Source organism: Caballeronia sp. LZ029 (assembly GCF_031451275.1).
Lineage (GTDB): Bacteria > Pseudomonadota > Gammaproteobacteria > Burkholderiales > Burkholderiaceae > Caballeronia > Caballeronia jiangsuensis.
The window spans coordinates 21801-44740 of record NZ_JARUXO010000097.1 but is presented as its reverse complement, the minus strand read 5'-3'; the positions used below and the strand labels follow the sequence as shown (position 1 = coordinate 44740).

Annotated in this window: 16 protein-coding genes; 1 reads left to right on the top strand and 15 read right to left on the bottom strand. The window is 59.5% G+C overall.

Annotation, left to right across the window (positions count from 1 at the left end):
* Positions 1-294: 294 nt before the first annotated feature.
* The 4 genes from QCE73_RS37375 to QCE73_RS37360 all read right to left on the bottom strand — a co-directional run bounded on the left by QCE73_RS37375 (position 295) and on the right by QCE73_RS37360 (position 6592).
* Positions 295-981, bottom strand: a complete 687-nt coding sequence (locus tag QCE73_RS37375) for an RES family NAD+ phosphorylase (RefSeq protein WP_309885862.1) — start codon at positions 979-981, stop codon at positions 295-297.
* Positions 978-1571 carry a hypothetical protein gene (locus QCE73_RS37370; RefSeq protein WP_309885861.1) on the bottom strand — a complete coding sequence of 198 codons (594 nt, stop codon included), beginning with the start codon at positions 1569-1571 and terminating at the stop codon, positions 978-980. Before QCE73_RS37370 ends, QCE73_RS37375 begins: the two co-directional genes overlap by 4 nt.
* 1105 nt (positions 1572-2676) lie before the next feature.
* Positions 2677-4842, bottom strand: coding sequence for a glycosyltransferase (locus QCE73_RS37365; protein WP_309885860.1), 2166 nt, complete (start codon positions 4840-4842; stop codon positions 2677-2679).
* 640 nt (positions 4843-5482) lie between these two features.
* Positions 5483-6592 (bottom strand): glycosyltransferase family 25 protein, encoded by a 1110-nt coding sequence (locus QCE73_RS37360; protein ID WP_309885859.1) that lies wholly within the window; start codon positions 6590-6592, stop codon positions 5483-5485.
* A 632-nt stretch (positions 6593-7224) separates the two neighbouring features.
* Between QCE73_RS37360 and QCE73_RS37355 the strand changes: the two genes are divergently transcribed.
* A complete protein-coding gene (locus QCE73_RS37355) occupies positions 7225-8253 on the top strand; it encodes a sigma-54 dependent transcriptional regulator (protein WP_309885858.1) in 1029 nt (342 codons plus the stop codon).
* A 75-nt stretch (positions 8254-8328) separates the two neighbouring features.
* Here the strand turns inward: QCE73_RS37355 and QCE73_RS37350 are convergent, their stop codons facing one another.
* The 11 genes from QCE73_RS37350 to QCE73_RS37300 form a co-directional block, all read right to left on the bottom strand.
* Complete coding sequence (locus QCE73_RS37350; RefSeq protein WP_309885857.1) at positions 8329-9399, bottom strand: hypothetical protein; 1071 nt, start codon at positions 9397-9399, stop codon at positions 8329-8331.
* Positions 9400-9413: 14 nt separating this feature from the next.
* The gene (locus QCE73_RS37345) at positions 9414-10877 is read right to left on the bottom strand and encodes a hypothetical protein (RefSeq protein WP_309885856.1); all 1464 of its coding nucleotides are present in this window, start codon (positions 10875-10877) and stop codon (positions 9414-9416) included.
* Positions 10878-10886: 9 nt separating this feature from the next.
* Positions 10887-11642: a hypothetical protein gene (locus QCE73_RS37340; protein ID WP_309885855.1), complete on the bottom strand. Its 756-nt coding sequence runs from the start codon at positions 11640-11642 to the stop codon at positions 10887-10889.
* Between the two features lie 30 nt (positions 11643-11672).
* A complete protein-coding gene (locus QCE73_RS37335; RefSeq protein ID WP_309885854.1) occupies positions 11673-12299 on the bottom strand; it encodes a hypothetical protein in 627 nt (208 codons plus the stop codon).
* Positions 12300-12365: 66 nt separating this feature from the next.
* The gene (locus QCE73_RS37330) at positions 12366-13727 is read right to left on the bottom strand and encodes a hypothetical protein (RefSeq protein ID WP_309885853.1); all 1362 of its coding nucleotides are present in this window, start codon (positions 13725-13727) and stop codon (positions 12366-12368) included.
* Entirely contained in the window at positions 13720-15567 is a 1848-nt protein-coding gene (locus QCE73_RS37325) for a baseplate J/gp47 family protein (protein WP_309885852.1), read from the bottom strand. The genes QCE73_RS37330 and QCE73_RS37325 overlap by 8 nt, the downstream gene beginning before the upstream one ends.
* Positions 15564-16052 (bottom strand): hypothetical protein, encoded by a 489-nt coding sequence (locus QCE73_RS37320; protein ID WP_309885851.1) that lies wholly within the window; start codon positions 16050-16052, stop codon positions 15564-15566. The genes QCE73_RS37325 and QCE73_RS37320 overlap by 4 nt, the downstream gene beginning before the upstream one ends.
* A gap of 4 nt (positions 16053-16056) precedes the next feature.
* The gene (locus QCE73_RS37315) at positions 16057-16233 is read right to left on the bottom strand and encodes a hypothetical protein (protein WP_309885850.1); all 177 of its coding nucleotides are present in this window, start codon (positions 16231-16233) and stop codon (positions 16057-16059) included.
* A 155-nt stretch (positions 16234-16388) separates the two neighbouring features.
* A complete protein-coding gene (locus tag QCE73_RS37310) occupies positions 16389-17090 on the bottom strand; it encodes a hypothetical protein (protein WP_309885849.1) in 702 nt (233 codons plus the stop codon).
* A complete protein-coding gene (locus tag QCE73_RS37305) occupies positions 17087-18238 on the bottom strand; it encodes a hypothetical protein (RefSeq protein WP_309885848.1) in 1152 nt (383 codons plus the stop codon). Before QCE73_RS37305 ends, QCE73_RS37310 begins: the two co-directional genes overlap by 4 nt.
* 26 nt (positions 18239-18264) lie before the next feature.
* Complete coding sequence (locus QCE73_RS37300; RefSeq protein WP_309885847.1) at positions 18265-22908, bottom strand: hypothetical protein; 4644 nt, start codon at positions 22906-22908, stop codon at positions 18265-18267.
* Between the last annotated feature and the right edge of the window lie 32 nt (positions 22909-22940).

Genomic DNA, 22940 nt, shown 5'->3' with positions numbered 1-22940 from the left:
ATGGAGAAGCGACAACTATGAACTAGCCAGCGACAATTACACCCGTCGACCGGCCAGAATAGTTGTCGCTGACCGGCCGTGCCGCTTGACGCTGTCTAGACGTGAGAAAAAAAGGCGTCTAACGGTTAGACAGCAAGTTATTGATTTTCCAGTACATTAATTTGGTGCCGGAAGGAAAAGCCTTGTCGGATATGGTCGGCCCTAACCCGGTTTCTGCACGGGAATCAAGGCGACCCCGATATCGGCAGATTTTTTGGCGTTCGTCTCTGTAGCAGGCGCTGAGAGTGTCCAGATTTAGAAAGCGTCTTCCGCCTGCCAATCGGCACCGCCTGGATCGGCAATGCCGATACTGAACCGGTCAAGAAATGCCGGAAGCGATGGATGAGCGATCACAGGGACTGACGTGCCACGTCTAACGAGGCGCACGCGGTCGCTGAATAGGGCGACTGATCCCGCATTTGCAAAGCGTGAGCGGAAGTAGATGCCGTCCACCCTTGCTTGATTTTCGTGGAGGGCGGCACTCCATCTATTCGGAGCGAAATAGTTCGGCGTTGAGAGAACCTGCGTGTCGAATCCCAACTGCCAAAGAGGTTCAGTGAGATCCGCAAGACGCAGCGGGCGGGCGTTCTCCATTTCCAGTACGGCTACACAGCGATCCGTGATGAGCTTCTCATCAATCACGTGCGGCATTCCTGCGTCGACACCTCGGAAACGCCCACGCATCAAAGTTTCGGCCATACACGCCTCGAAGGACAAGGCCGCATAGAGAACGCCGTACTCATCATTGGGCGCATCGAACCGGAAAACTGTAGATGAGCTGGACCGGCGATTGTAATAGACCGGATCAGGGTGTCGCCAATGAATACGCAGCAGCGGCGTTACTGAGAGATCGATTTCTTGAACAGGGATGCGAGCAGTGTGAAAGCCAGGCGGGGGCAGGGGACACGAATCAGGGGACTCGTCGTGAACCTCGTTGATCACGCTGCCCCCTGTTCACCACCAATCTCTTCAACCGCTAAATCGACGACTCGAGCCACGGACGCGTTGGAGTCAAGTATGACGTCCGCGGGCGAGCGCCCGCCGAGTTCCTCACGCTTCGTGCGCATAAAAGAGTGGACAGACCACGAATTGACCTTAGCGGACACAAACGGTTCAAGTACCGCTTTCAAGCGTGAACCATCAGCGTCGAACTGCCACTTGGGGTAACGAAAACCACGCTCCTTGCCCGCAGGTAGCAGCGCGTACAGCGCTCCCTTTTGACGGTCCTCATTAATGGCGCGCTCATTGCGCCCTGCATAGTCGCGCGCGTCGAGGAGTGTCAAATTGTCGGGATTTCGATATTCCTCAATGGCGAATCGGCGGCCGCGAGTCCGGGCCGCTGCAAGTGGATCGGCACTTCCCGCCGAAAAAAGCTGATTCGCGTAATGGGGATCATTGCCGACGCCGCCGCTGACCACTTTATCGAAAGCGTCTTTGAGGTAATCGATCACCTCGGGCCGGCCATCAACACCGAGTGCCCGGGCCGTGGTCGCCGCCAGCTCCCGGGTCGAAATTTCGTCCAGCGCGCTCATAGGGGCTCCTCAGTCATGAACTCCATGACATTCATGACCTATTATGTACGGTTTGACGTATCGGTGCAATGAGTCGGGTCGGTGGCCAAGCGCACCCGATTCGGCGCAACTCGCCATTGCTGCCCAATCGCTGAATGTCTTGTCGACGACACGACGCAAGCTTAGCTGCGCGAAATCGGTCAGCACCCAACCGCACCGGACTGGGATTCCGTCGCCGATCCCGGACAGGACAGCGGCGCAAAGATCAGACGTAGGACACTCGGTCCGGAAATTATTCACATCTTTTGGACAATGGGCGCGAAATTAACTACCGCCGTTTCCCGTGCAACTAAAAATGCTTCGACCCTATTCAACTGCCGGCCGAGGACTGTTTTCTGGCTTCACGCCCCTTTAGCAAAGGCGAAAAGCGGACATTTCGCGCGGCGGTATCAAGCCTGGTCGCTAGGGTCAAGTAACTCAAGCCGAAGCTGCCATCCCTCGAAGGCGAGGCGCATCGCGCCAAAATCGCTCCATTTGACGCGCCGGCCGTCGATAATCACGGACGGCTGGCTTGCGTCTTCGACCCCATCCCCGTTCAATCCGGCCTCTGACGATTGTCTTGGCGACCTGCAAGCCACCGGCATCGCTGGTCAGATGTCTTGCAGCCAACGCGCCCTCGGGCGACACCGCGCGCACGAAATCGTGCTCAGGTTTCTTAGCGCCACAGCGGGCACAAGTGATCTCGCTCATCAATGCACCCGTGCGGGCGTCGCCCATGTCATCATGCTTGGATTGTCGCATGTGACATGCAAGTTTGGATTCGGTCGGCATTTTTGTCGCGCGACGCCGGCGCCACACTCGCAAGGCATCGTATAAATACCGTCGACTGCGGCAGAAAGTTTCTCCGCCACGTGTTGGAAGAAGGATTATTAAAAGATTTACGAAACGACGATAATACTATTTATGTAAAGTTAGCGTCATCTTGCGCCAGCGCGAAACCTACGCCTCCGTTCAGCTCGTTACGTCACCCCGGCGCGATGCCCCGATGCAGCAGCACATTCGCAACTTATTCGTTCGTATTCTTAGCTATTTCGTTCTTCGATAGGAGCGCGTATGCACAGTCTTTTCACGCAGCGATGTCGGCGAGCTTCCACAGCGCAAGGCACTTGTCGGCGAACGCTCCGCCTGCTTCATCACAGCGCTCGACGATAATCGCCTGCGGCGGAGGGAATCCGAACGGCGGCAGCGTCAGGTTGAGCGGCCGCCATTCGCCGCCCGAAGTGTCGACCACCTCGCGCGGCGCCGGGAAGTGCGTGGTCAGCAGGTAAGTCGCGCCGCTCGCGACAAAGTTGCGCACTACCAGTTGCGCCTCTTCGAAAGACAAGTGAGGCAGCAGGTCCCTGCAAAGTATCGCATCCGCTCGCGGCAACGCGTCGCACGTCAGGTCAGCGCGGATGAAGGTTCGACCCTCTCGACCGTAGCGCCAGCTGTTCTGCGCGATGATCTCGCCGTGCACATCCACGCCCACATAGCGCGTGCCGCCGAGATACACGTGGTGCATCCAGTTAAAATCGCCGCAGGGCGCATCAAGAATCGAGTGAATATCCAGACTCTCCAGCATCAACGGTAATTGCTCGCACAAATGCCGTGTTTGCGCGTTGCAGGAACCCGGCCCCGATATCGATTCGAGCCGGTAGTGTCGGTACAACTCGACTTTGTCATCGAAGATCTGCTCAAAATCCGGTCCGTCGCCTCCGCCCAGGGCACGACGAAGCAAGTAACGGAAAAAAGTACGCGGCTGCATCGGGTCGGTCCCGGGATGCGCTGCGGCGTGCTTGCAGATCGTTGTGTTCGATAGCATGTAGCACAGCGCTCTTTCGTCGACCGCCCGCGCATGCGTGATGTCGTCGGCTTCCTCGAAGAAGACCTCGGGGCGGCTCCAACAGATCGGTTGTATGCGCTCGCACGGCAACTCGTGCCAGCCGCTTGAGTCTGCCTCCAGCACCGCGGTCAGCGGCTCCGAGCCAAGCGTCGTCCAGTGCACTGGCCCGCGTGCGCGCAGAATCTGACATACGCGTGTGTAATGAGCCGAGGCGATTCGGCTGCCCGGTCGCGCGCCAATGAATCCGTTAGAGACCAGTCCCGAGCGCTCGCGGTGCGCCACATAGTCGTACTCCCGCAGCAGGTTCAGCACGGGTTGCAGCGTCTGCATTACCAGACAGTCCGCGTCGATCCACAACCCGCCGTAACGCTGCAACAGGAAAGCGCGAACGACGTCCGCGCGTTGCGCCACGCCGAGGTCCGACAGATCAATGTCACGGTCGTGGTCGCGCAGCGCGTCAAACGCCTGCGGATCGAGGAAACGCACGCCGGGCGCATGGCGCGCGATGGTGCGCCGACAGGCTCGAATCCACGCCGAGCACGGCCCCTCCCAGTACACCCATACGGGCAACGCCTCGCTCACCTGCGGTGCGCTCGCAGGCGGGCCCGTGACCGAGCCCTCCACTTGCCCCGTAGCGGGGAAGCGCTGCAGGAATTCGGTACCGCTGCACACGGAGTACACCTGCTCAAGCAGCTGTATGTTGTGGTCGTAGTGCGGGTTGCCTTGCATCGCGGAGGCAGGATTTAGGCCGCCAGAGGCCGGGTGGTACAAGTGCGCGACATGGTGGTCGGTGCAACTCGTTATGGCCAACCGACCGAGCAGGCGTACTTTGTGGATCCAGGCGTTGTCTTCGCCTCCCCAGCCAAGGAAGCCTTCGATCATGCCGCCGTAGCGCTGCAGGAAATCGCGGCGCACGAGGCCAAGACCGCCGAAACAGATAGGTGGCCGGTCTGAGAAGTATGTGCTCGCCGGCTGGCAGTCAAACGGAGCTCGTTCGCCGCGCATCACCGCCAGCGAATCGGCCTCGCTCAGATAACGGATTGTGATGTAGGGCAGAAGAAAATCCACACCACGGTCGTTGAGTTCGACCACACTGCGTGAAAGCATGTGCACGGCCATGAGAAGGTCGTTGTCGTGCCACAGCACGACGTCGCCCTCGGCCCATGCCGAGCCCGCATTGAGTGCCCCCGCTCGTGAGAAAGGACCGGTGCGCTCGACGAACACGTGCTTGTCGGCCCAGCGGGCGGCCAGCCCGGCGGCCACGGGTCGCTCGCCCAATTCTGCGACAATCACCTCGAAGATGCCGGGGCGCTGGCGCAGGCTCGCCAGAGTAGCGGCGAGGTGCGGCAGGCGCTCGACGCCGCCGTGCGGAATCACAACTGAGACGCGCTGGACCTGGGTGAAAGGCATCGCATGCTCCTTAGCAATAACACGGGGCGTGCGATGCGACACCGTCAGGTGCCTTCCAGAGATCCAGTTCCTCGCGTGTGAAAGATGCATAGACAGTTACACAGACGAAGATCGCAAATTCCACCAGGGCCAGCGCACCGGCCCACTTCAAGACTGCCGGGGGTAACCGAGGCAGAAAAATGTCGACAATTTCTGACCTCCCGCTAGGGTGCATGCTCATTTTGACCTCCAGAAAAAAGCCACCGATGCGATCGCTTTCATCATCTTCCCTTGCTCGGCTAATCTCAATTCAAAAGGTTATATCGCGCACATTGCGACAGCACGCTTTCAGTAATGCTTATTAGCGAGTAAGAGAGATAGCATGGCAAGCTGCGCTTTCGCGACGCGTACCGGCCAATGCGCGTCAGCGCTTCGAAGGGCACGCATGTTGGTTCTTCATTTCATTCGGTGAGTCGCATCATGACGAAAGCGGTCGCGAAATTGAGCGGGCGCTTACTGAATCTGAACACTTCCACTTCGGTGAAAGTGTTCACCGCGATCTGCGCCAAAATGAGGCCGGCGTGTTCCTCTCCTTTCACTGGAGCCACGGCGGGGACCACGAGGCGCGGTGTCGCTGCGTCACCCGAATTCGCGACGCACGCTATCTCCAAGGGTACTCGGTATATTCTCGGGTACCCGCGGTGTATCCGTCAGAAATGTCACTCCGTCCAGCCTGTTGATACGCAAGGTTGGGAATACATACGTAGCAGTTGCTGCGTGGCTGCAGTTCGTTCGCATACCACTGGTCGACCACTTTGTTCAGATCTCTGAGACCCGATTCGATCTGCGGATATATATCCAGGTTCACGACGTAGGCGTGTGTCCCATAAATCCTTCCGGCGCGCGCCAACAGGTCGTCGAAGGGATAAATGTACGTTCCCCAATCGGGGTGGGAGCACCCGCCGATGTAAAGAAGATCGTAGGTTGCCGGACAGCGTGATAGAGCACGTTGGAAGCATGACATGAAATCGCCAACTAGTCCTACGTCGTCTTCAAAGATCAATACATGTCGAAGTCCCTTAAGCGCTGCCGCGCGCAACAGTTGCAGATGGCTTGCAGAGCAGCCTGCCTGGCCGTCAGACAACACGGGAAGGTGAAAAAGGTCCTTTCCATCGACTGCCGCAACGAACGCGATTGGCGGCGTCAGCATTGCGGCATCAAACTGATTTGCTGCACTCGTCCGTCGGTCGGCGCGACGGAGAAGATTGATGCAGTATCCGGCATCGATGCGAAGCGATTTGTAGATGATCCATGAGTCGTTGCTCGTGCGGAATGCGGACCTGAGTTGGCGGCTAGCCACGAAGGCATCGATAGCCACCGCCACATCAGCGACGTGGATGTAGCCGTGCCCGCTTAAGATCCCGCCAGGCCGAACCTTTCGCCACCACTCGCCAAGTGAGAGTCGAAAGGCACCCATATCACCGTCGAAATCTATAAACACAAAGTCGAGGGACTCGTCGGCAAATCTCTCCGCGCCCCGCCTCCACTGGTCACCGAGTCCATGCACCGATTCCAACCTTGCGCGGACACCTGTCTCACCAATTCGTCGACGCAGGTACTCCGTGGAGTCCGTTTCGCGCCCGCCCACTTCAACGAAACGAGCGGACTTGGTTCCACACCGCCGTAGCGCAAGTTCATAGACGTCTGCGAAGTCGAAGTTCAACGTTCCTACCAGTCTCTGCGACTCTGGAATAAGTGTGGTTTCGGTCATGTCCAGCTACCTCATCGCGCCGAAGGAGGCGTACCAACAACCGCTTGCACCGTAGACGTGCGCGATAAGGAAGGTCTTACAGCATTTCCGACCCAAGATTACCCGCATTCAGTGGCGCACTCCTCGACCAAGTATCTTCCGATGCGCTCAGTAGCCTTAGCAGGGAACCTCTACTCAGCGTCCGTGCACTAGTCTCTTCTGCTCGGCATCACCTGACTGACAAGAATCATTGCCGCTGGGCGAGTGTCTGAGTGTGAGACCACTCAGAAACGATTGGTCTTCGATAATTTTGAGACGTGCTTCATATTTGCACTCGCCTTATCTGAAGTCGTGTCAAGGTAAATTAACATTTCATTGTCTTCTGGTTCTGTCGCCAGGAAGCAATCGGAGGACCAACGATACGCTTGCCTTTGAGCATCCATCGACTACTCTCGTTAAATACTAGTCCATCAATTAGATATCCGACACGCTTACACTTGAGCTTCGGCACTTCACGGCTCCGCGTCTCGCACGATTACGTGTGTATTGGTGTCGGATGCGCCGCAAGAAGTTCACATACGAGAGGGCAAGCGAGGTCGCAGCATTTCAAGTTTCATCAACAGCACCCCATTTTGTGATCACGATGATGAGAAATGGAATCGTTCGACGAAAAGACTTCACCCTTCGGTTGTCTCGTAGGAGAGGCGCCGAGCTTTGTCGCTGTTCTGAAACAAATCGGGAGATTTGCTAGATTCGACGTGCCCCTTGTTATCGAGGGTGAAACCGGTACTGGCAAGGAACTCGCCGCGAGAGCCATTCACTATGGAGGAAATCGTCGCTCAAAGCCCTTCGTTCCTGTCAACTGTGGTGCGATTCCAGAGAGCCTGATCGAGAACGAGCTCTTCGGTCATGCGCGCGGCGCCTACACAGACGCTCGCGTTGCGGGATCCGGACTATTGCGTCTGGCTCATCTGGGCACTTTGTTCTTGGATGAAATCGACTCGTTGCCACTACGCGGTCAGATCGGCCTGCTTCGCTTCCTTCAGGACGGCCGATACCGTCCGCTTGGTGCGAGCGAAGAGCAGACCGCGGACGTCAGAATCATCGCCGCGTCCAATCGCAAGCTCGAGATGCTTGTTGCCGAGCATGCCTTCAGGGCTGATCTGCTATTTCGCTTGCGGGTGTTGACTCTTGAAATGCCGCCATTACGCGCTCGACCGGGCGATCCCCTCCTCCTCGCGCATCACTTTATTGAACACTTTTCCCACCGATATGACACCGCTGGTACAAGCGCAATAAGTTCGCTTTCGTCGACTGCGCGCGACTGGGTGCAATCTTATGCGTGGCCCGGCAACGTGCGCGAGCTGGAAAACCTGATCCATCGCGCCTATGTGTTGGCCGAAGGGCGCGAGATATGCATCCCGCATCAGGACATGGTGGCCATTCACAGACAGTCGAGTCCGGCACAAGCGCAAAGCACGGTCGACATTCAGCCTGCCGGCTATTCGAGTGCCCGCATGCGCGCACTCGAATGTTTCGACCGCGCTTATCTCGATGACCTCATGCGTCGCGCACAGGGTAATGTGTCGCTTGCCGCGCGTCTCGCTGGAAAGGAACGCCGCGCGTTGGGCAAGTTGCTAAAGAAGCATCAGATCGATTGCGCACAATTCCGCAATACGTAGATCCCGCAACAGGATGTGCGCTGTCTATGCTCAATGTGGTTGTAGACGCGCTTGTTGAGCCACCATCATTTCCCCTTACGCGCTCCATCCCAAACGCACAGCCCAATGTGTTATGAGTGTAAATTTCTCCAGTCCTTCGGCTCGCCCGGTTGGTGCATCGATCGCGAAACGCAGGCATCCACGGACACTAAACCTCCCCGCCCCGCTCCGTTCCGCTCGCACGACGATTAGCAGTGGCCGCAGCGCACTCGGGACGGGCTCGCTTCGAGCGAAATTCGCAACCAACGGTGCCAGCCTGACGACTGCGATGCCTTCCTGCGACACACAGCAATCGCTCGTCAGGAATTCCGTTTCTTCACTGCTGTAGCGAACGGTCGTCGTGCTGATGTGTGTCGGGTCGCCCGAAGCATGCACACATGCCTCGCCTTGTGACGTCGCGACCAGCTTGCGTGTCGTGGGCACGGCGTTCGGAACGGCTGGGCTTTCTTCAATCCACTGGAAGACCATCGAGACCTCGAGGAAACACCGCACCGTGCCAACAGGTTCGAGCGCTTCGATTTCCCGTTCGAACAGGACGTCCTCCCATTTCGACACGTCGGAAGGCTGGCTCAGCACAGATTTGCGCAAATCGAACCCGGCGTCGCTACTCGCCAAAGTTTCCAGGCCCATGCTGGATGTAGCACCAGTGTCCCTTCGAACCGAGTCCAGCAGCACCTGCTTCGTGCCGTCCGCTTGCCGTGTCACTTTTGCAAGCAGCAGCATATTCTCGGACGCGTCGGGCGGCGTCGGTCGCACCACGATCGAGCCACTATCCCACACGATGGTGAAGTGCGATTCGACTTCGCCGTCTTCGACACTCTCGTATTTTGCACAGACGTAGCGTTGCAAATCGTTGTCCCCGAAATCGACTACTACCGTCTGAGGCTCGTCGATGACGATTCGATTCTTCTGCGCATCGAACGCGAGGCCCGGCTTCACCGTGACGCCACCCTCCGTGAGCTCGACTTCAAGGCCGCGATAGACGCAATTTGCGCCGGCAATCTCACGCAAATCACCTACCGAAGAAAGCATGGCTTGCTGAAGGTGCTCGAGATGCTCGCTGGTGAGCCGCAGCCCATCGAAGACACGGATCTGTGCAGGTTTCATAGGAACTCCATGGCTCAACCAACCTTGAAGCGTTGAATCACATTGGCAATGTGCAACGTGCCTGTCGCATAGCAATGCACTTCTAGTGTTGCCTGCCGCCAGTCGACGTCCGCTGTCTTCAACACGAAAGTTCGCGGTTTCGGCGCGGGGTCGACCGCCTCGAGTAGCAAGCGGTCCTGCTGAGGCGTTCCGCTTATAGCAACCTGCGCGGCGGCCGTCTGATCATCGCTGGTCGGAACGTAGATGACGCCCGCCAGCGCCACACTCGCCGCAGCATCATCACGACCGAACGGCTTCCAAACTTGGCTGGCCCGGCTTACGCTCAGGCGCTGTCGAGAGAAAGCGTTAGGCGCTGCACCGGCCGTCGGCGTACCGACAAGTGCGAGTTCCATCGAACCCTGTACCGCCTTCAGCACGAGCCAATACGGCTTGTCCACGTCCAGCGAGACCGTCGCCGCGAACCTGACGAGCGCCCAAGGCGGTGTGTTGACGTTGGGTATGGCCGGCGCGACCGCAGCCGTTCCTTTGCCCAGCGGAATGCCCGACGCAGGTGCGCCGTCGTTGTCGCCCTGAATCTCCGCGTAAAGCTCTGCTTCCGCGTCTGCGATCACACAAGCCGCCACACCGCTGCATTTGACAGGCGAGTGCAGCATCGTGCCCTTGTTGCCGATCAGCGTGAACTCCTGAGCGATCGAATAGTCCGTGCTCACCGTGGCAAACTCACGCCCGTCATGCGTCTCGACCTGACCGAGCAGCCGGTCCGAGTCGATCTTGCCGTCTGCATCGAGTGTCAGTTGGTCGAGCTTCACGGGAACAGTTGATACGTCGATCAGCGGGTCAAGTGGCAGCCGTACGATCGCGCCAAAACCGACTTCCGACGATCGATCGTTGCGCACGGTGCCATCCAGCGGATTCGGCCACATCTGTGTCTTCACCTGACTGAAGGTAAGACTGGTGATGCGCAACCCGATTTTGCCGCTTGTATCGCTGTGCACGTCGAAGCTCAGCGTTTTCAGCGGCCTTGTCGCCCCTGTCTGTTTGTCGAGAAACGCATTCAGCGCATCGGCGGCATCTGGCAACTCGTAGATCGAATCGGTCAATGGGCCGCCAGAAGTCCACACCGTCGCATCGCCTAGCGTTACGCGCAAGTTGGACGGGCGCGTTGGCTGAGCGATCTTCACGCTGAAGTCCCCCGAGGCATCGGCGTCGTTTTTCTTCGTGATGCTCACGCCCGTCGTCCGCGGCGGCAGCGCGCCGTCCGCATCGTCCACGTATAACTCGACAAGGCATGACTCGACATCGGCATTCGGCGGCAAGCCGTCGATCGCGACGTCGACGTGCGCGACTTTGCCTGCGGCCACTGGCGTATCCGCCACACCGAGAATCGAGAAGAGCTCGTACTGCGACACCTGATAGAACGAACTCGACGTGCCTCGCATGGCCTTGAGGCCACTCGGGCTTGCAGCGAAGTTGGCCATATCGATGATTTACAGCTTTTGAATTACGCTTTTCGGCAGCTTGAACCCCTGATAGTCGCCGAGCTGGTCCGTAATGGAACTCACCACCGACTCCCCCGCCGCCGCATCCTGATATTCCACTGCGATCACCACGATGTAAGGCGGCGACAGGACGGTTCCGGCGGGTGGCGACTGCCAGACGATGCGACGGTTCTTCAGCAGATCGTCCGGCGTGGTTTCTTTCGTGTTCTCGCCGCGAATGTCGGCTTCGAGACTGCGATCGTTGAGAATCGCGATGGAGACGATGGAGTCCATCGTGTCCAGTTGGTCCGGCATCATCTGAAACGCGCCGCTCTGGCCGGCAAAGTCGGCCTTCGTCGTGTCGGACCATTGCGCAGCGCGATTTCCCAGCACTTCGCCTATGCGCACCTTGCGCTCGAGATAGTCCATCAATGTGTCGCCTGTCAGGCGCTGGTTCGTGATAGTTCGAACCGCTTCCGCCAGAATGCCGGCGGCCGCCGCATTCAGTTGCGCAATTGCGCCCCGCGCGAGCGTCGTCACCGGCGCCTGCGGGAGCTGCGGAAGCAACCCAAGATGCGCCGCGTCGATGAGAGGAACAGTAGCGGCGGCGGTCGCCGAAGTCTGCGCGCTGGGGGTGGGCGGCATTACCGCGGGGGTGGGCGGCGCGGTGGCCGCAGCAGCCGCCGCGGGCGGCAGAACCAATCCCGGCATGTTATTGAGGCGGGTACCCAGCGAGAGCGCATTCAGGTTCTGAAGTATCGGCATGACATTCTCCGGCAGCTATTGAGTGGCGCCTTACTGGACTTCGTCCAGCGTACGGCCGACAAACTGGGGAACGGCCACCGGCGTGGCGGCCGGCAGTTGCCCGACATTCGAGAGCAGCCGCTCCGCGGCTTCAGCAGCGGTAAGCTTGTCAAAATTCGGGACGTACCGACGCGTGTCGACAGCCTCCGAAACGACGATCATCAGCTCATGCGTGCCGAGTTCGGCGGGAACGACTTGCACGACCTTGCGGGCATCCAGTGACGCGTCGGCGAGATCCACGATTTCTGTGCCGAACACGCTCATGACACGGGCGAGATGAAAGCCGCGCCCGAGTAGCGCGCTCTTCGCGTCGCCGAAGGTCATGCCGAACAGCGATGCGGAAAGCGAGGTCATTTCCGCGACGAGCTTCAACGCCTTGGACAGCTGTTTGAAATCATCCGCGCGAATGCGGTCTCCAGGAGACGGAAAAGGCAGACTGTCGAACGGATTCTCTGACGGCGCCGAAGGCAACACCACGGGCGGCAAAGGCTCGAGGGCGGCCGCCGGCGCTGGCGTGGGAGCCGGCGAGGGCGGAATGCGAAAGCGCGGAATCAGGTCGAGCTTGAAGAGGGGATTCAGCGCCTCCGTGGCGGGCTTGGCGCTGATATTCGTCGCCATCGCGCTCGCGACGTTCAGGGGAATGTTTGCAAAGTCGTTTGCCATGAATCGCTCCGTCTCTTTCGTTCAGACGACCGCCTCGGTTTCAACGAAGAGGTCATCTGTGGTGGACCTGAGGGTGGTGCTATCGCTCGCGATGCCAGGTCCTTCTTTTGCGTCGGCGCTGCGCAGAATCCCTTCGCCGAGAATCCATGCCGGCCGCGCTGTGTCGACGTAGGCGCGAATGCCAGCGGCCTTGAATCTCTGCAGAATGCTGGCGATCCGGTTCGTCGGATTCGCCGCGCCATCCGCCGCTCCGGCTGTGCTGGGCAACATGAGCTTGAACGCACATCGCTGGCGTTCGTCCCAGCCGCCCGCAACAACGGCACTGGGCGGCAATTCGAACACGCTCGCATCGAACACCGGATCGCTGTCGTAAATGCCGATCGGATCGTCTGGCAGGTGATAGACCGTGCCGTCGAAGCGCGCGCCGTCGAATACACCTTGCGACACGTTGAAGTACCACTCGGATAAGCCCACGGGCAGGCGCGGCGTCGGCCGCGCACGCGCGCCGCCGTTTGCGGCTTCGTCGGGATCGCCAGAAAGGAGTCCGATATCGCTGCCTTCTTCCTGCGCGAGCATTGCCCCATCGAACGCTCCGAAATCCTGTTGCGCGCCCTGGTAATGCCAGATCCACGCATCGACAGGCACGTCATTCAGATAAGCGCCCGAGTACGCGTCGATTCGCAACGTGCGGCCGTCGGGCACGATGCCATTGAAGACGATCCCCTCGCCGCTTACCGGCGAAAAAATCTCTGGGCACACTGTTCGCTCACCGACGCCGGTGATCGTGATGATCAGGGATGCCGGCTCGGCACCGCGATTCTCAAGCGGCCAGTGATCCATCGGTCGGCATTCGCGTGCATTCCACTTGCGCCGGGCGAGCGGATTCTCGTGCAGGGCGAGTCGCTGCTTTGCGTTGTCCGGCGTGCCACTGATCTGTAACAGCGCTTCGTGGCTGTAGCGCTCGCGATCGATATGGCGGATGACCGGCGCATCGGGTTGTCCGGCCACGAGCCGCGCATTCAGAAAAATGGCCGCTGCTTCCATGATGGCCGCGGGTGTCCCAAGGCCCGCAAGGTGCACACGCGCGATACGTACAATGCGCTCGCGCATCTGGGCGAGGCGCTCGTCATACGGCAGCTTGGTGTTCGACGTAATGTCTTCGAAGTGGAACGGCGTGAGATTCAGAGCCGCCGCGAGACGCAGAACATCCTGGACATTCTCTGCGACCTTGAGACGGTGCGCGCGCTGAATGCGGAAAAGCGATGTATCTGCCTCGATGACGGGCGTCGCCAGATTTTCGACTACTTCGTATATGAGCTTGCCACGATGACCTGCGCGATAGAACGTAGGGAGATGGGTGAGGATGCGGTCCGTCTTAGACATCGAGGGCCCCCGCGAGCTTCATAGACAGAGTTTGCAGATGAAGAACTTCGTTTTCACCCAGCGGTACTTCCTCCGTGTTCTTCAGCAATCGGCCCGACTCCACATACCGGCAGCTCATCGTAAGTCCGTTCGACGCCGCAATCTGGAGCGGCACCGCCTGTTGGGCTAGCGCGGCACGAATCGAGTCGAGCAGCACGGCACGCTTGAGCACAGAATTCGTGCTGCCGAGCACGGCGGCAACGGCGTCGGTGACTGCGTGCATCGCTGGCGAATCGGTGCTAATGGATGCGAGCAATGCCGTTGGCGATGGCGTCGTGCCCGCCTTTGCCTCGACGGCAATCGCAAGAGTCAGTTCGACAATCTCGTCCATGAGGCCGACAAAGATGTGCTGCGCGTCGATGAGCGCCTTGCGGTTGTCGGTGCCGATGTTGCCCCGGCGGCCCTGGAACTTGCCCTGAAACTCGGCGCCCACCAGCAGATCTGCGTCGTCGATGCCCTCCACATTCATCACGTTCGCCAATAGCCGGTTGTAAACCACCGCCTCGCCCATTGGCAGTGAAGATACGTACGCCAGAATGGCCTGGCGGGCGCCGTCTTCGATCGTCTCTTTCTGGGCGGCGGAGAGATTCGCCTGCGCCAGCCGCAGAAATACTTCGATGCGCAGCGGCATCATGCCGTTCGGCATCTCCGCCAACACATCAGGGCCAAGAGGTTCCGCAGGCGCGAGCTTGCTTCGTATGAAATCAGCCTGCGCCTCCTTGCGCGAAATATCGGTTCCACCCGCCGACAGCTTTCCTGTCGGGAGGTTGTGCGTGATGCGCACGCCTGCGGGGCGCGCAGCGAATATCGCGTCCTCGACTCTTCGCACGAGGTCTGGAGAACCCGACTCAAGACCGAATCGCAGGTCGACCACGCCCGGCGACTGTGCATTCTCAGTGATCTGAAAATTGCCTTCGTTCACCTCCGGGACGTCCTCGATGAGCTTGTAGCGAATCGCCTCGACGGTCGCCCCGCCCGCACGCTCGAGTGTGGCCTGCATGCGGCGGCGAAGCTCTTCGTCGGTTTCCTTTTCGCTCGCGAAGACGGTCGCCGCGATGTTGCTGACCGAATCGATCCCGAAGATGGGCCGATTCAGCACGTTGATGTTTAGCGCGTCCACCTTGCCGTCGGTGCCCGCCATCTCCGCACGTATGGGCGCCGAGACGGAAAGCTGGCCCTTGCGCAGCGTGCGCCGCTCCGTGGTGCTAAAACTGATGGCCTGCTCCGTGGAAACGACCGTACCGGCCGGCACCGTGATGTCGCCCGTCGCGGGCGATGTGCGCTTGAAGACCACCTCGCCGCTCGCGAACTTCGCGTCCCGGCGCTCGATGCCCATCAGCGCGACAACGTGATCGAGTGCCGGTCCCGCCGCAAGCTCGACGAACGCCGAGCGATAGATCTCCTCCATCTGTTTGTGGAGCACGGCCCATTCGCGCGCCACTGCCTGCGAAAGCAACGTGACGACGCTGCCAGGGTTGCGATCGGTGAGCGACGGCGTGACTTCGCGGCGATAGTAGTTGACGTAGAAATAGCTTTGCTCGTCGGGTAGACGCGCCTTTTTTCGCCAACGGATGGCAGCGTTCGCACTGTCGAAGCTGTAGTCGTTCTGTGCGTCGAACAGGACGTATGTCTCATTGCGCTGTCCGAAAACTCGAATCGAGAAATCGACGGCGTCCGCCGCGCCGAGGCTATAGCTCTCGTCCGGTCCGCGAAACAGATGTTCTTCGCGGATGACGCCGCCCGTCAGCGACGTCAGCAAGTCGTCGACGAACTGTTCGTAAGGTTGCGCGACGAAAGTCATTCGAGCGGCCCCCGGAAGGAGAACGGCAGCACGAGGATCGTGACGTCCGGCGCCCCCTTGAATTTGACGCCCAGCCGAACGTCGACCTTGTCGCGATTCTCACGGCCGACGCCCAGAGTCACCTCCAGCGAGACGACGCGCTCCACACGCGGTTCCTCGCGGACGCACTCCAGGATGTACAGCTTCACCAGATTGCGATTGCGTTCGATATTGGGTTCGCCGATCAGACTGTGGTGACGCGAGCCGTAGTCGGGATGCCCAAGGCCCTCCAGTTCGCCGCGCTCCGTCATCAGCCGCATGATGAGCGCCTGCGCCAGCGCAGCCTTACCTTGCACGATGCCTATGTCGACCGCGCTCGGCATCACTCCGGCCCGCGGCGTAGGCTTCAGATCGACGTGCGAATACGGCATGACCGAGACTTGGCCGGCTTCGTTCAAGATGAAGCCGAGGTCCAGATCGCGTCCGAGATAAGCAAGATCCGTCATGGCATTAGCCTGTGTTGTCCGCGACTCCGGGCGAAGCCGGCGGCCCGAGAATCGTCATCACACCAGGACCAGACGGAATCATGTCGCCCATCCGAATGAGCGTCTGGCCACACGCGGTTACCTGGCTCGTCGACGCGCCGATCGTCATCGGATACGGCGTGCCGAGAACCGAATAGACCATCAGACATACCGCCCCGGTCACCGCTAGTGGCTGGCCCGATGCAGTTGGCCCACCGGGGGGAATGAAGATAATGGTGCCGGTATCAGGCGTGCCGAAGAGCCCTGGTGAGAGCAGTACCGAGCAGCCAACGGTGACGGGAGGTCCAGCCATGTACGTTACGCCGCTGCAAAACTGATCTGACCCGCGACCTTCACGGCCGCGCCCTTCACGGTCGCACCGGCGCTGCCTTCAACGGTCGCGTTCGCGCTCGCCTTCAGGGAGACGTTGGTGCCTTCCAGCTTCAGGTCTCCAGACGCGCTCAACGACAGATCGCCCGTCGCCTCGATAGTGGTATCGCCCTCCGTTTGGACTTTGAGGTTCCCCTCCGAGACGATTTCAATGTCGCCATCGTGATTGACGGTGACAGTGGTGCTTCCCATCTCGACGCGCAGCGTGTCGTCGTCGAGCGTGAGCTTGTTGCCGTTGGGGAATTCAAGGTAAGCACGACGCACACCTGAAGCCGGGTCATCCGATGACACATAGACGCATTCCCCGGCCTTCGCGACGGGAGACCGATTGGCGTCCGTGTACACCCTACCCGTCACAACCGGCGACTGGAGATCACCGCCGAGATACTGGACGAGCACCACATCGTCCTTGTTCGGGATGGCCACGGCGCCGACGCGACCGGTACTCAAGGGTACCTTCTTGAGTTCGAGCCCGGAATCGCGGAGTTCCAGATCGCATGCGTAGTTGTTGTTGTCGGACTGGCTTTCGTGGGGATACTGGCTCGTGACCACGGCCAGGTCCAGCGTGCGCAGGGATAGCAGCTGATCCTTCACGATTGCCCGAATGATCTGTACCATGTCGTCGCTCATATGCCTATCGCTCCCGCCAGCTTGCCGAGGCTGCCAAGCAGGCTGTCCGCACTCGCGGCGCCGCCCTGGTCGGAAAATTCGACGTGCGTGAGGAAGCCCTCGGACTTGCTCAGCACATGCCGCACTTGTGTAACCTTGAATAGGCCGTTGAGCTCTGGTTTTGGCGCGTCCTTGATCTCGATGGCGTCGCCGAGCTTGATGAGCGGGTTGCCCAGAAGACGACAGCGACCGCGCGACGTGACGTCCTTCGCGGCGCCGAATTTCTGCTTCGCGAACAGGTCCACCGCGTCCTTGCTGCGCAACGCGCCGTCGCGCAGCGCGAGCAAGGCATTGCCGCTACCGACTTCACCTTTGACGGACGACGAGTCCCTGACGATCCATGGCCACGCGCTGCTGCCCTGACTGCTCGATGGGCTCTCGCCGACGACCACGACGCGCACGGGCTGTTGCGGCCGGTGGTCCATCGAGAGGCTGAGAATATCGATGGCGTAGTACAGGGTGTGGTCCGCGCTCGATTTCGAATAGGCTTTCATCGTGAGCTTGTTGTCCACGTCGACGTAGACATCGAACCCCTCGCGTTTGCCGAGTTCCGTGAGCGTGCCCAGTACGGTGCGCGATTCATGAACCGGTAAGCACGGATAGGTGCTGCCTGTGTCCACGTCGCCGACGTCCACGCTCGCTTGTTGAGCGAGATCGTTCACGATTTGCCGGACAGACTGGTTCTGATACGTGTGGTTCACGCGCGTGCAGGCAAGCGTGTGTAGCGCGGTGCGTGCGACGATGCGGGTGTATTCGAGGGTGGACTGGATGGTGTCCACTGTTGCTGTCATCACGGTCGACGAGCGATCGCCGTTGGCGAGTTGGATGAGTAGCGTGTCGTTGTGCTTGACTTCGATGCCTCGCACCGAGATCGAGAAAGCGGGCTCACTAACCGCGTCGCTGAGGTCCAAGGCGCTGGCAGCCGCGCCGATGGCCTGTTCGAGCAGCCCGGGCTTGGGTGCTGGTACGAGATAGAGAAGGATCTCGACACACGAAGTGGGGTCGCCGAAGCCCGTGCGGCAATCGAGGCGCAGGAGTTCCGTGCGTGGGTCGTCGGCGGAGCTGACTTCCCAGTTGTTGACTTTTACTTTGTAGCTCGCTGTATCCATCGCTCGTCGCTCGTCGTAGTGAAAGCTCAAGGCACGGGAGGCGCCGGCAGCGCAGGCGCCCTCGCGGCTTCCTGCACGTTCCACATCTGAATGTGTTTGCCCAAAATCGGACTGACTTCCTCGGACTTGCCGCTGACGTTCGTAACCAAAATCTGCATCTTGTTGTCCGCGAGAATACTTGCGATCTCCGCCTCATCTGCGAGCTTGAGCGGGACGCCGCGCGGGTAGCGCGCCAGAATGGGTTCCAAGCGATCTGCGGCATTCGTCATGCGCCGAGCTGCATCAAGATAGTCCGGCGATACATCGGAAAACTCGGAGGCTAACCGTCGAAATCCCTGAGCCTCTCCCCTAAGCTCCGTGGCGAGGTTGCGCGTCACGACCGATATATCACTAGTCGGAATACGGTTCTCCCTGAGGATGCCGAGCACGCGCGCCTCGGCTTCGAGGCTGAACTTCGCGCCAAAGGACACGTCTTTCAGCAACGGTTCCAGTTCATTCGCCGCCTTCGTCATGCGATCGGCCATCTCTGTGTATTCCCGCTGAGGTTTGGCAAGACCGGCCGCGACCTTGCGAAATTCCGCCGCGTCGTTGCGGAGATTCTTGACAAGATTCCGTGTCAGTGCCGAGACGTCGTCGATCACCTTCATCGCGAAGGATTTGTTGTCGAGTATTGCCAAGGTCCGCATCGTTCCCTTCTCACCCCGGCGCAGGGCAACCAGATCGAGACCCGTGCGAGTCACGAAGGAGTCCGGGGCTTTTAGAAGCACGAAATCGTCCGCCATAAGGCACGCCAGATCCATTTCACCACCGTAGCCCCGGAACTCGCCGATGCGGCGGACGAAGTATCGCTCGAACGTAGATTTCACGGGCGGCCGGCCCTTGGGGCGGAATTTCATATCCGCCCACGTTCTGAACAGCGCCTTGTCGCCACCGTGTGCAAGCCGATCACGCAGCAAAGGACTGTCTTTCACCGTGGGCGCAAGATCGGCGAGCTCCTTGCGCCGAGCGTCCGTGTCTTTGATCCAATCCTTGAGTTGTTGCTTTTCCCGCTTCAGCGCCGAGACGCGATCGGCCGCGCGCTTCTTTTCTTCGCCTGAAGAGAATCGACTGCGCTTACGCTGGTTGTATTCCTTGATGCGTTGATCGATCTCTCGCACTTTGACACGCCCGGCGTCCTGATATTTCTTGACACCCGATAGCCGCGTGTCGATCTGTGCATCGCCCAGAACCTCGCCGACTTTTGAATCCACGTGACTGCGAAACTCCTTGTTAAGCAACTCGAGCGCGTTATCGGCCTCCTGAACCTCCTCGAGCGTATAGCCGGCGTCCCCGAGCTTCTTCAGAAAGCGCTCCTTGCGCTGGCCCGGACTCTTGCGGAGGTCGGTCACCAGACTGCGGAACATGCCGCGTTCTTCGTCAGCGAGCTTGTCGAGCGCAGTGCGCGTCGCATCGTCGAAGCCGTTTGCTTCGATATAGAAGTCAACTTCATTGTTAAAGAGATCGCGGATTTCACGATGGACGCCTGCCGGCTCGAGCTGCGGTTGGACCCTCCCCGGCGGCTCCAGAGGTGGCTTCTTCGATCCAGCGAGACGATCGAGAACGGCTTGATCACCCGCTTCCACCTTTGCGACCGTCGACCGAAGCTCCTTCGCGGCGACGTCGTCGAGAGCGCGCAGCATGTCATCGACTTTCGTCGCGTCACCTGCAGTGTGTCGGTATATGGAGCTGAAGATCGCCTGGTCGCCGCGCCGTATCACCTGCATCCAATCCGGTCGCGCTGCAAGTTGCTTCAAAAACGCGGGATTTACGTATGCCTGCGCACCTGTAAGCGCCTCGGGCGATAGCGCTCTCACTGCCTCAATGAAACGCGCACCCTCTCCGTCCGGCAGTTTTTCGACAATCGCCAGCAGCTCTTTTTCCGTCACTCCGGACACGCTGGTCATCTTGGCGATGACATCCTCTACTGCGTGCGGCAGTGGTCCTGCGGTTTTCCGGGTAATAACCGCCCACGCCTCGATTTCCTGACGTTTGGCGATGATAAAATCCGCGTCCGTCTTCAGGAGTTGATTGAACTCCAGTGCAGTTCCTCCCTCTGCGTTCGCCAGCGTCACCTCTATCTTCTTTAGTTCGTCCTTGGACAGTCGCGACAGCGCGCGCATGGCCTCCTCTTCGGAAGTAATCAGCCGACTTTCGCGCCCCAGCATGCGCGAAAAACTCCTGAACAGCTCTCCCGCGCGCGTGCCCACACTCACGCCTATCTTCTCGATTATGAGCGAGATCGAGCCGGCCTCGATCCCCGCGCGTACCACATTGACCGCAGATTTGATCTCGCCCACGCCAACGAATAGGGAAAGCACCTCCCACAGCACTGTCCAATAGACCCGCAAAACGATCTGTTCTTCGAGCTTCAGATAGATCGCGGCGGAATAGCCCTTCATAAACTCCTTGCTTACCTTATCCAGCGTCGTGGCGATGGATTTGCGCGCGTCGTCGCGATCCTTGCGTAGCTTCGTCATCCACTTGGGTTCGTTCGGCTGACGGTCGGGAACGGGAAGCCGTGCCATCTCGACCGTCATGAATAGTTTCATCAACTGCCCGGCTGCATCGATGATCTGACGCGGATTGGTTACCATCTTGATGATGTCGGAGACCGTTCCCTCGACAAACCTCACCAGACGCACGGCTCCCTGATACAGGCTCGCGACGAAATCCGACGCGACGACCATTCCCGCCGGGCCGATACTCAATGCGGCGCCCCTCTTGGCTGCATCCATTCCCGATGTCGATCTCTTCCCGAAAAACACGAGCTCGAGAATAGTCGCCACGAACTCCACGTCCGCTTTCTGCAGCGGAAGCTTGTCACCGAGTAGCGTCAGCAGACGCCAGAGCTCGGACTCCATACCCGTGACCAACGCGGTCAGTTTCTTCGGTCCGAGTTGCAGCACGATGTCGTCGATCTCCTTCTTGTCCTCTGCTGCCTTGAACAGTTCAAGCAGAATGTGATCGAGCTTATCGTTCGCCCTGACTCCAAGCCGCCCAATCGCGAATGCGATCAATTCACGGCGCCGCTCTCGCGTCAGCAGGCCGAACGCATAAAAATCGAGGGCCGCAAGTGCCTGTTCGGCGGCCTCATCATCATGAGTCACCAGAGCCGCATCCACTGCAGTAAAAGCAGCGCTACGCAGCTTCTCGCGCAGATCTGGATCCTCCGGTGGTTCGTCCTTAACCGCACTGAGTTGCCGGTTGAATTCCAGATACACATAGTCTGGCCGCACCGGAGACAGTAGCTCCCGCTGCACCGTGCTGACGACGCGCAAGGCCGCATACCATTTTTCGCTCGGGGCCCACGGAATCACAACCTCTATGACCGCCTTCACGTAACGGATGTAGACGCTGTCCAGCAGACCGTCGAAATTCCCCCGATCCAGCTCGGCCGTCGAGAATGGCGTCATTAACGGTGCAACGATGTAGGCAGTTCGAAAAATGCCTTTCGGGTCGCGCTTCTCGACCAGTCCGCGCAGCCGGCGGTCGAACAGCGGAAGCTCAAGTATCGCGAATGTCTTTACTGCGTACAGCGTCCGGCCCCAGTGAATAGCCCTGTCGAACTGGTAACACATCCGGTAACCATTCCGCGTATCCAGGCTCAGCGTCGTCCAGCTCTCATCGCGTAGGATGAGCAGCGTAATGGCATCCAGATCGGTAGGCCCCTTCTCCACGCGATCGTCCGGATGCGTGGGATCATCGTCTGGATGAATAAACATCCAGCCAGTCCCGTACGGACCGAGATCCTGGGGCCTTGAGAATTCCTCATCTGTCGCCGCGTCGTTGCTTTCAAACTCGTTGCTGAGGACGTCGACCGGTGGAAAGATCAAACCATTCGCTGGTTCAGTGACAGCGGCTCCGGCCTTATCCGCCGAGGAGTCGTCATAAGATCGGTCTTGCTGAGTGAGCTCATCCAGAACGCCGGAGTCGCGCACGATCGAGAGCGCGGCCTCCCGGAACGAGATCTCATCAATGGCGGCGTCCGGAATCGGCGGCAGGTCCGCATAGACGTCAGGGTCTAGATCCCCGGCATCGGCTGCATTCGACTCATCGTCTTCCTCGTCCTCTTCAGTAGAATCCAGCACATCCTCGACGAGCTGCGTCGTGGACCTTTTTCCGCGTACCCGCAGAGGCGGATTGCTCTTGTCATCGAAGGATTCGCCAACATTCACCACGAAATAGAAATCCCCTTCCGAGTTGTCTGCATCGACATCTGTGATCGTCCACCACGTGATGATCTGGGCCGCGTCCGACTCCGTGCAGTCGGTCAGGATCAGCATGTACTGCTGATAGTCTAGTGGGTGCTGCAGGACAAACTGGTTTATAGTCGCTTCGGGAGGCTCGAACGATCGGACGACAATCCTGCACGTCAAGCGGCGCTCGATTAGTGGGAAGGCCTCGCCGCTAGCGGGACTCGCGAACTCGTTCAGAATCGATCCGATACGCGTGTCCGTCAGCTCTTTCCGCAGGATGTCGAACCGTATGGCCACATCTGCGTCCGGATCCCAATCGACGCCCCCGGTGGCGGCGACGAGCGCGACTACCGTCCCGTATTGCAGGTTATTCTCGCCGACAGGAATTCCGTTACCCGACCACGACGTGTCGACACCAGGTGTCTGCGGCCCCATGTCTCCGAACATGAAGCTGCAGAGGCTACATC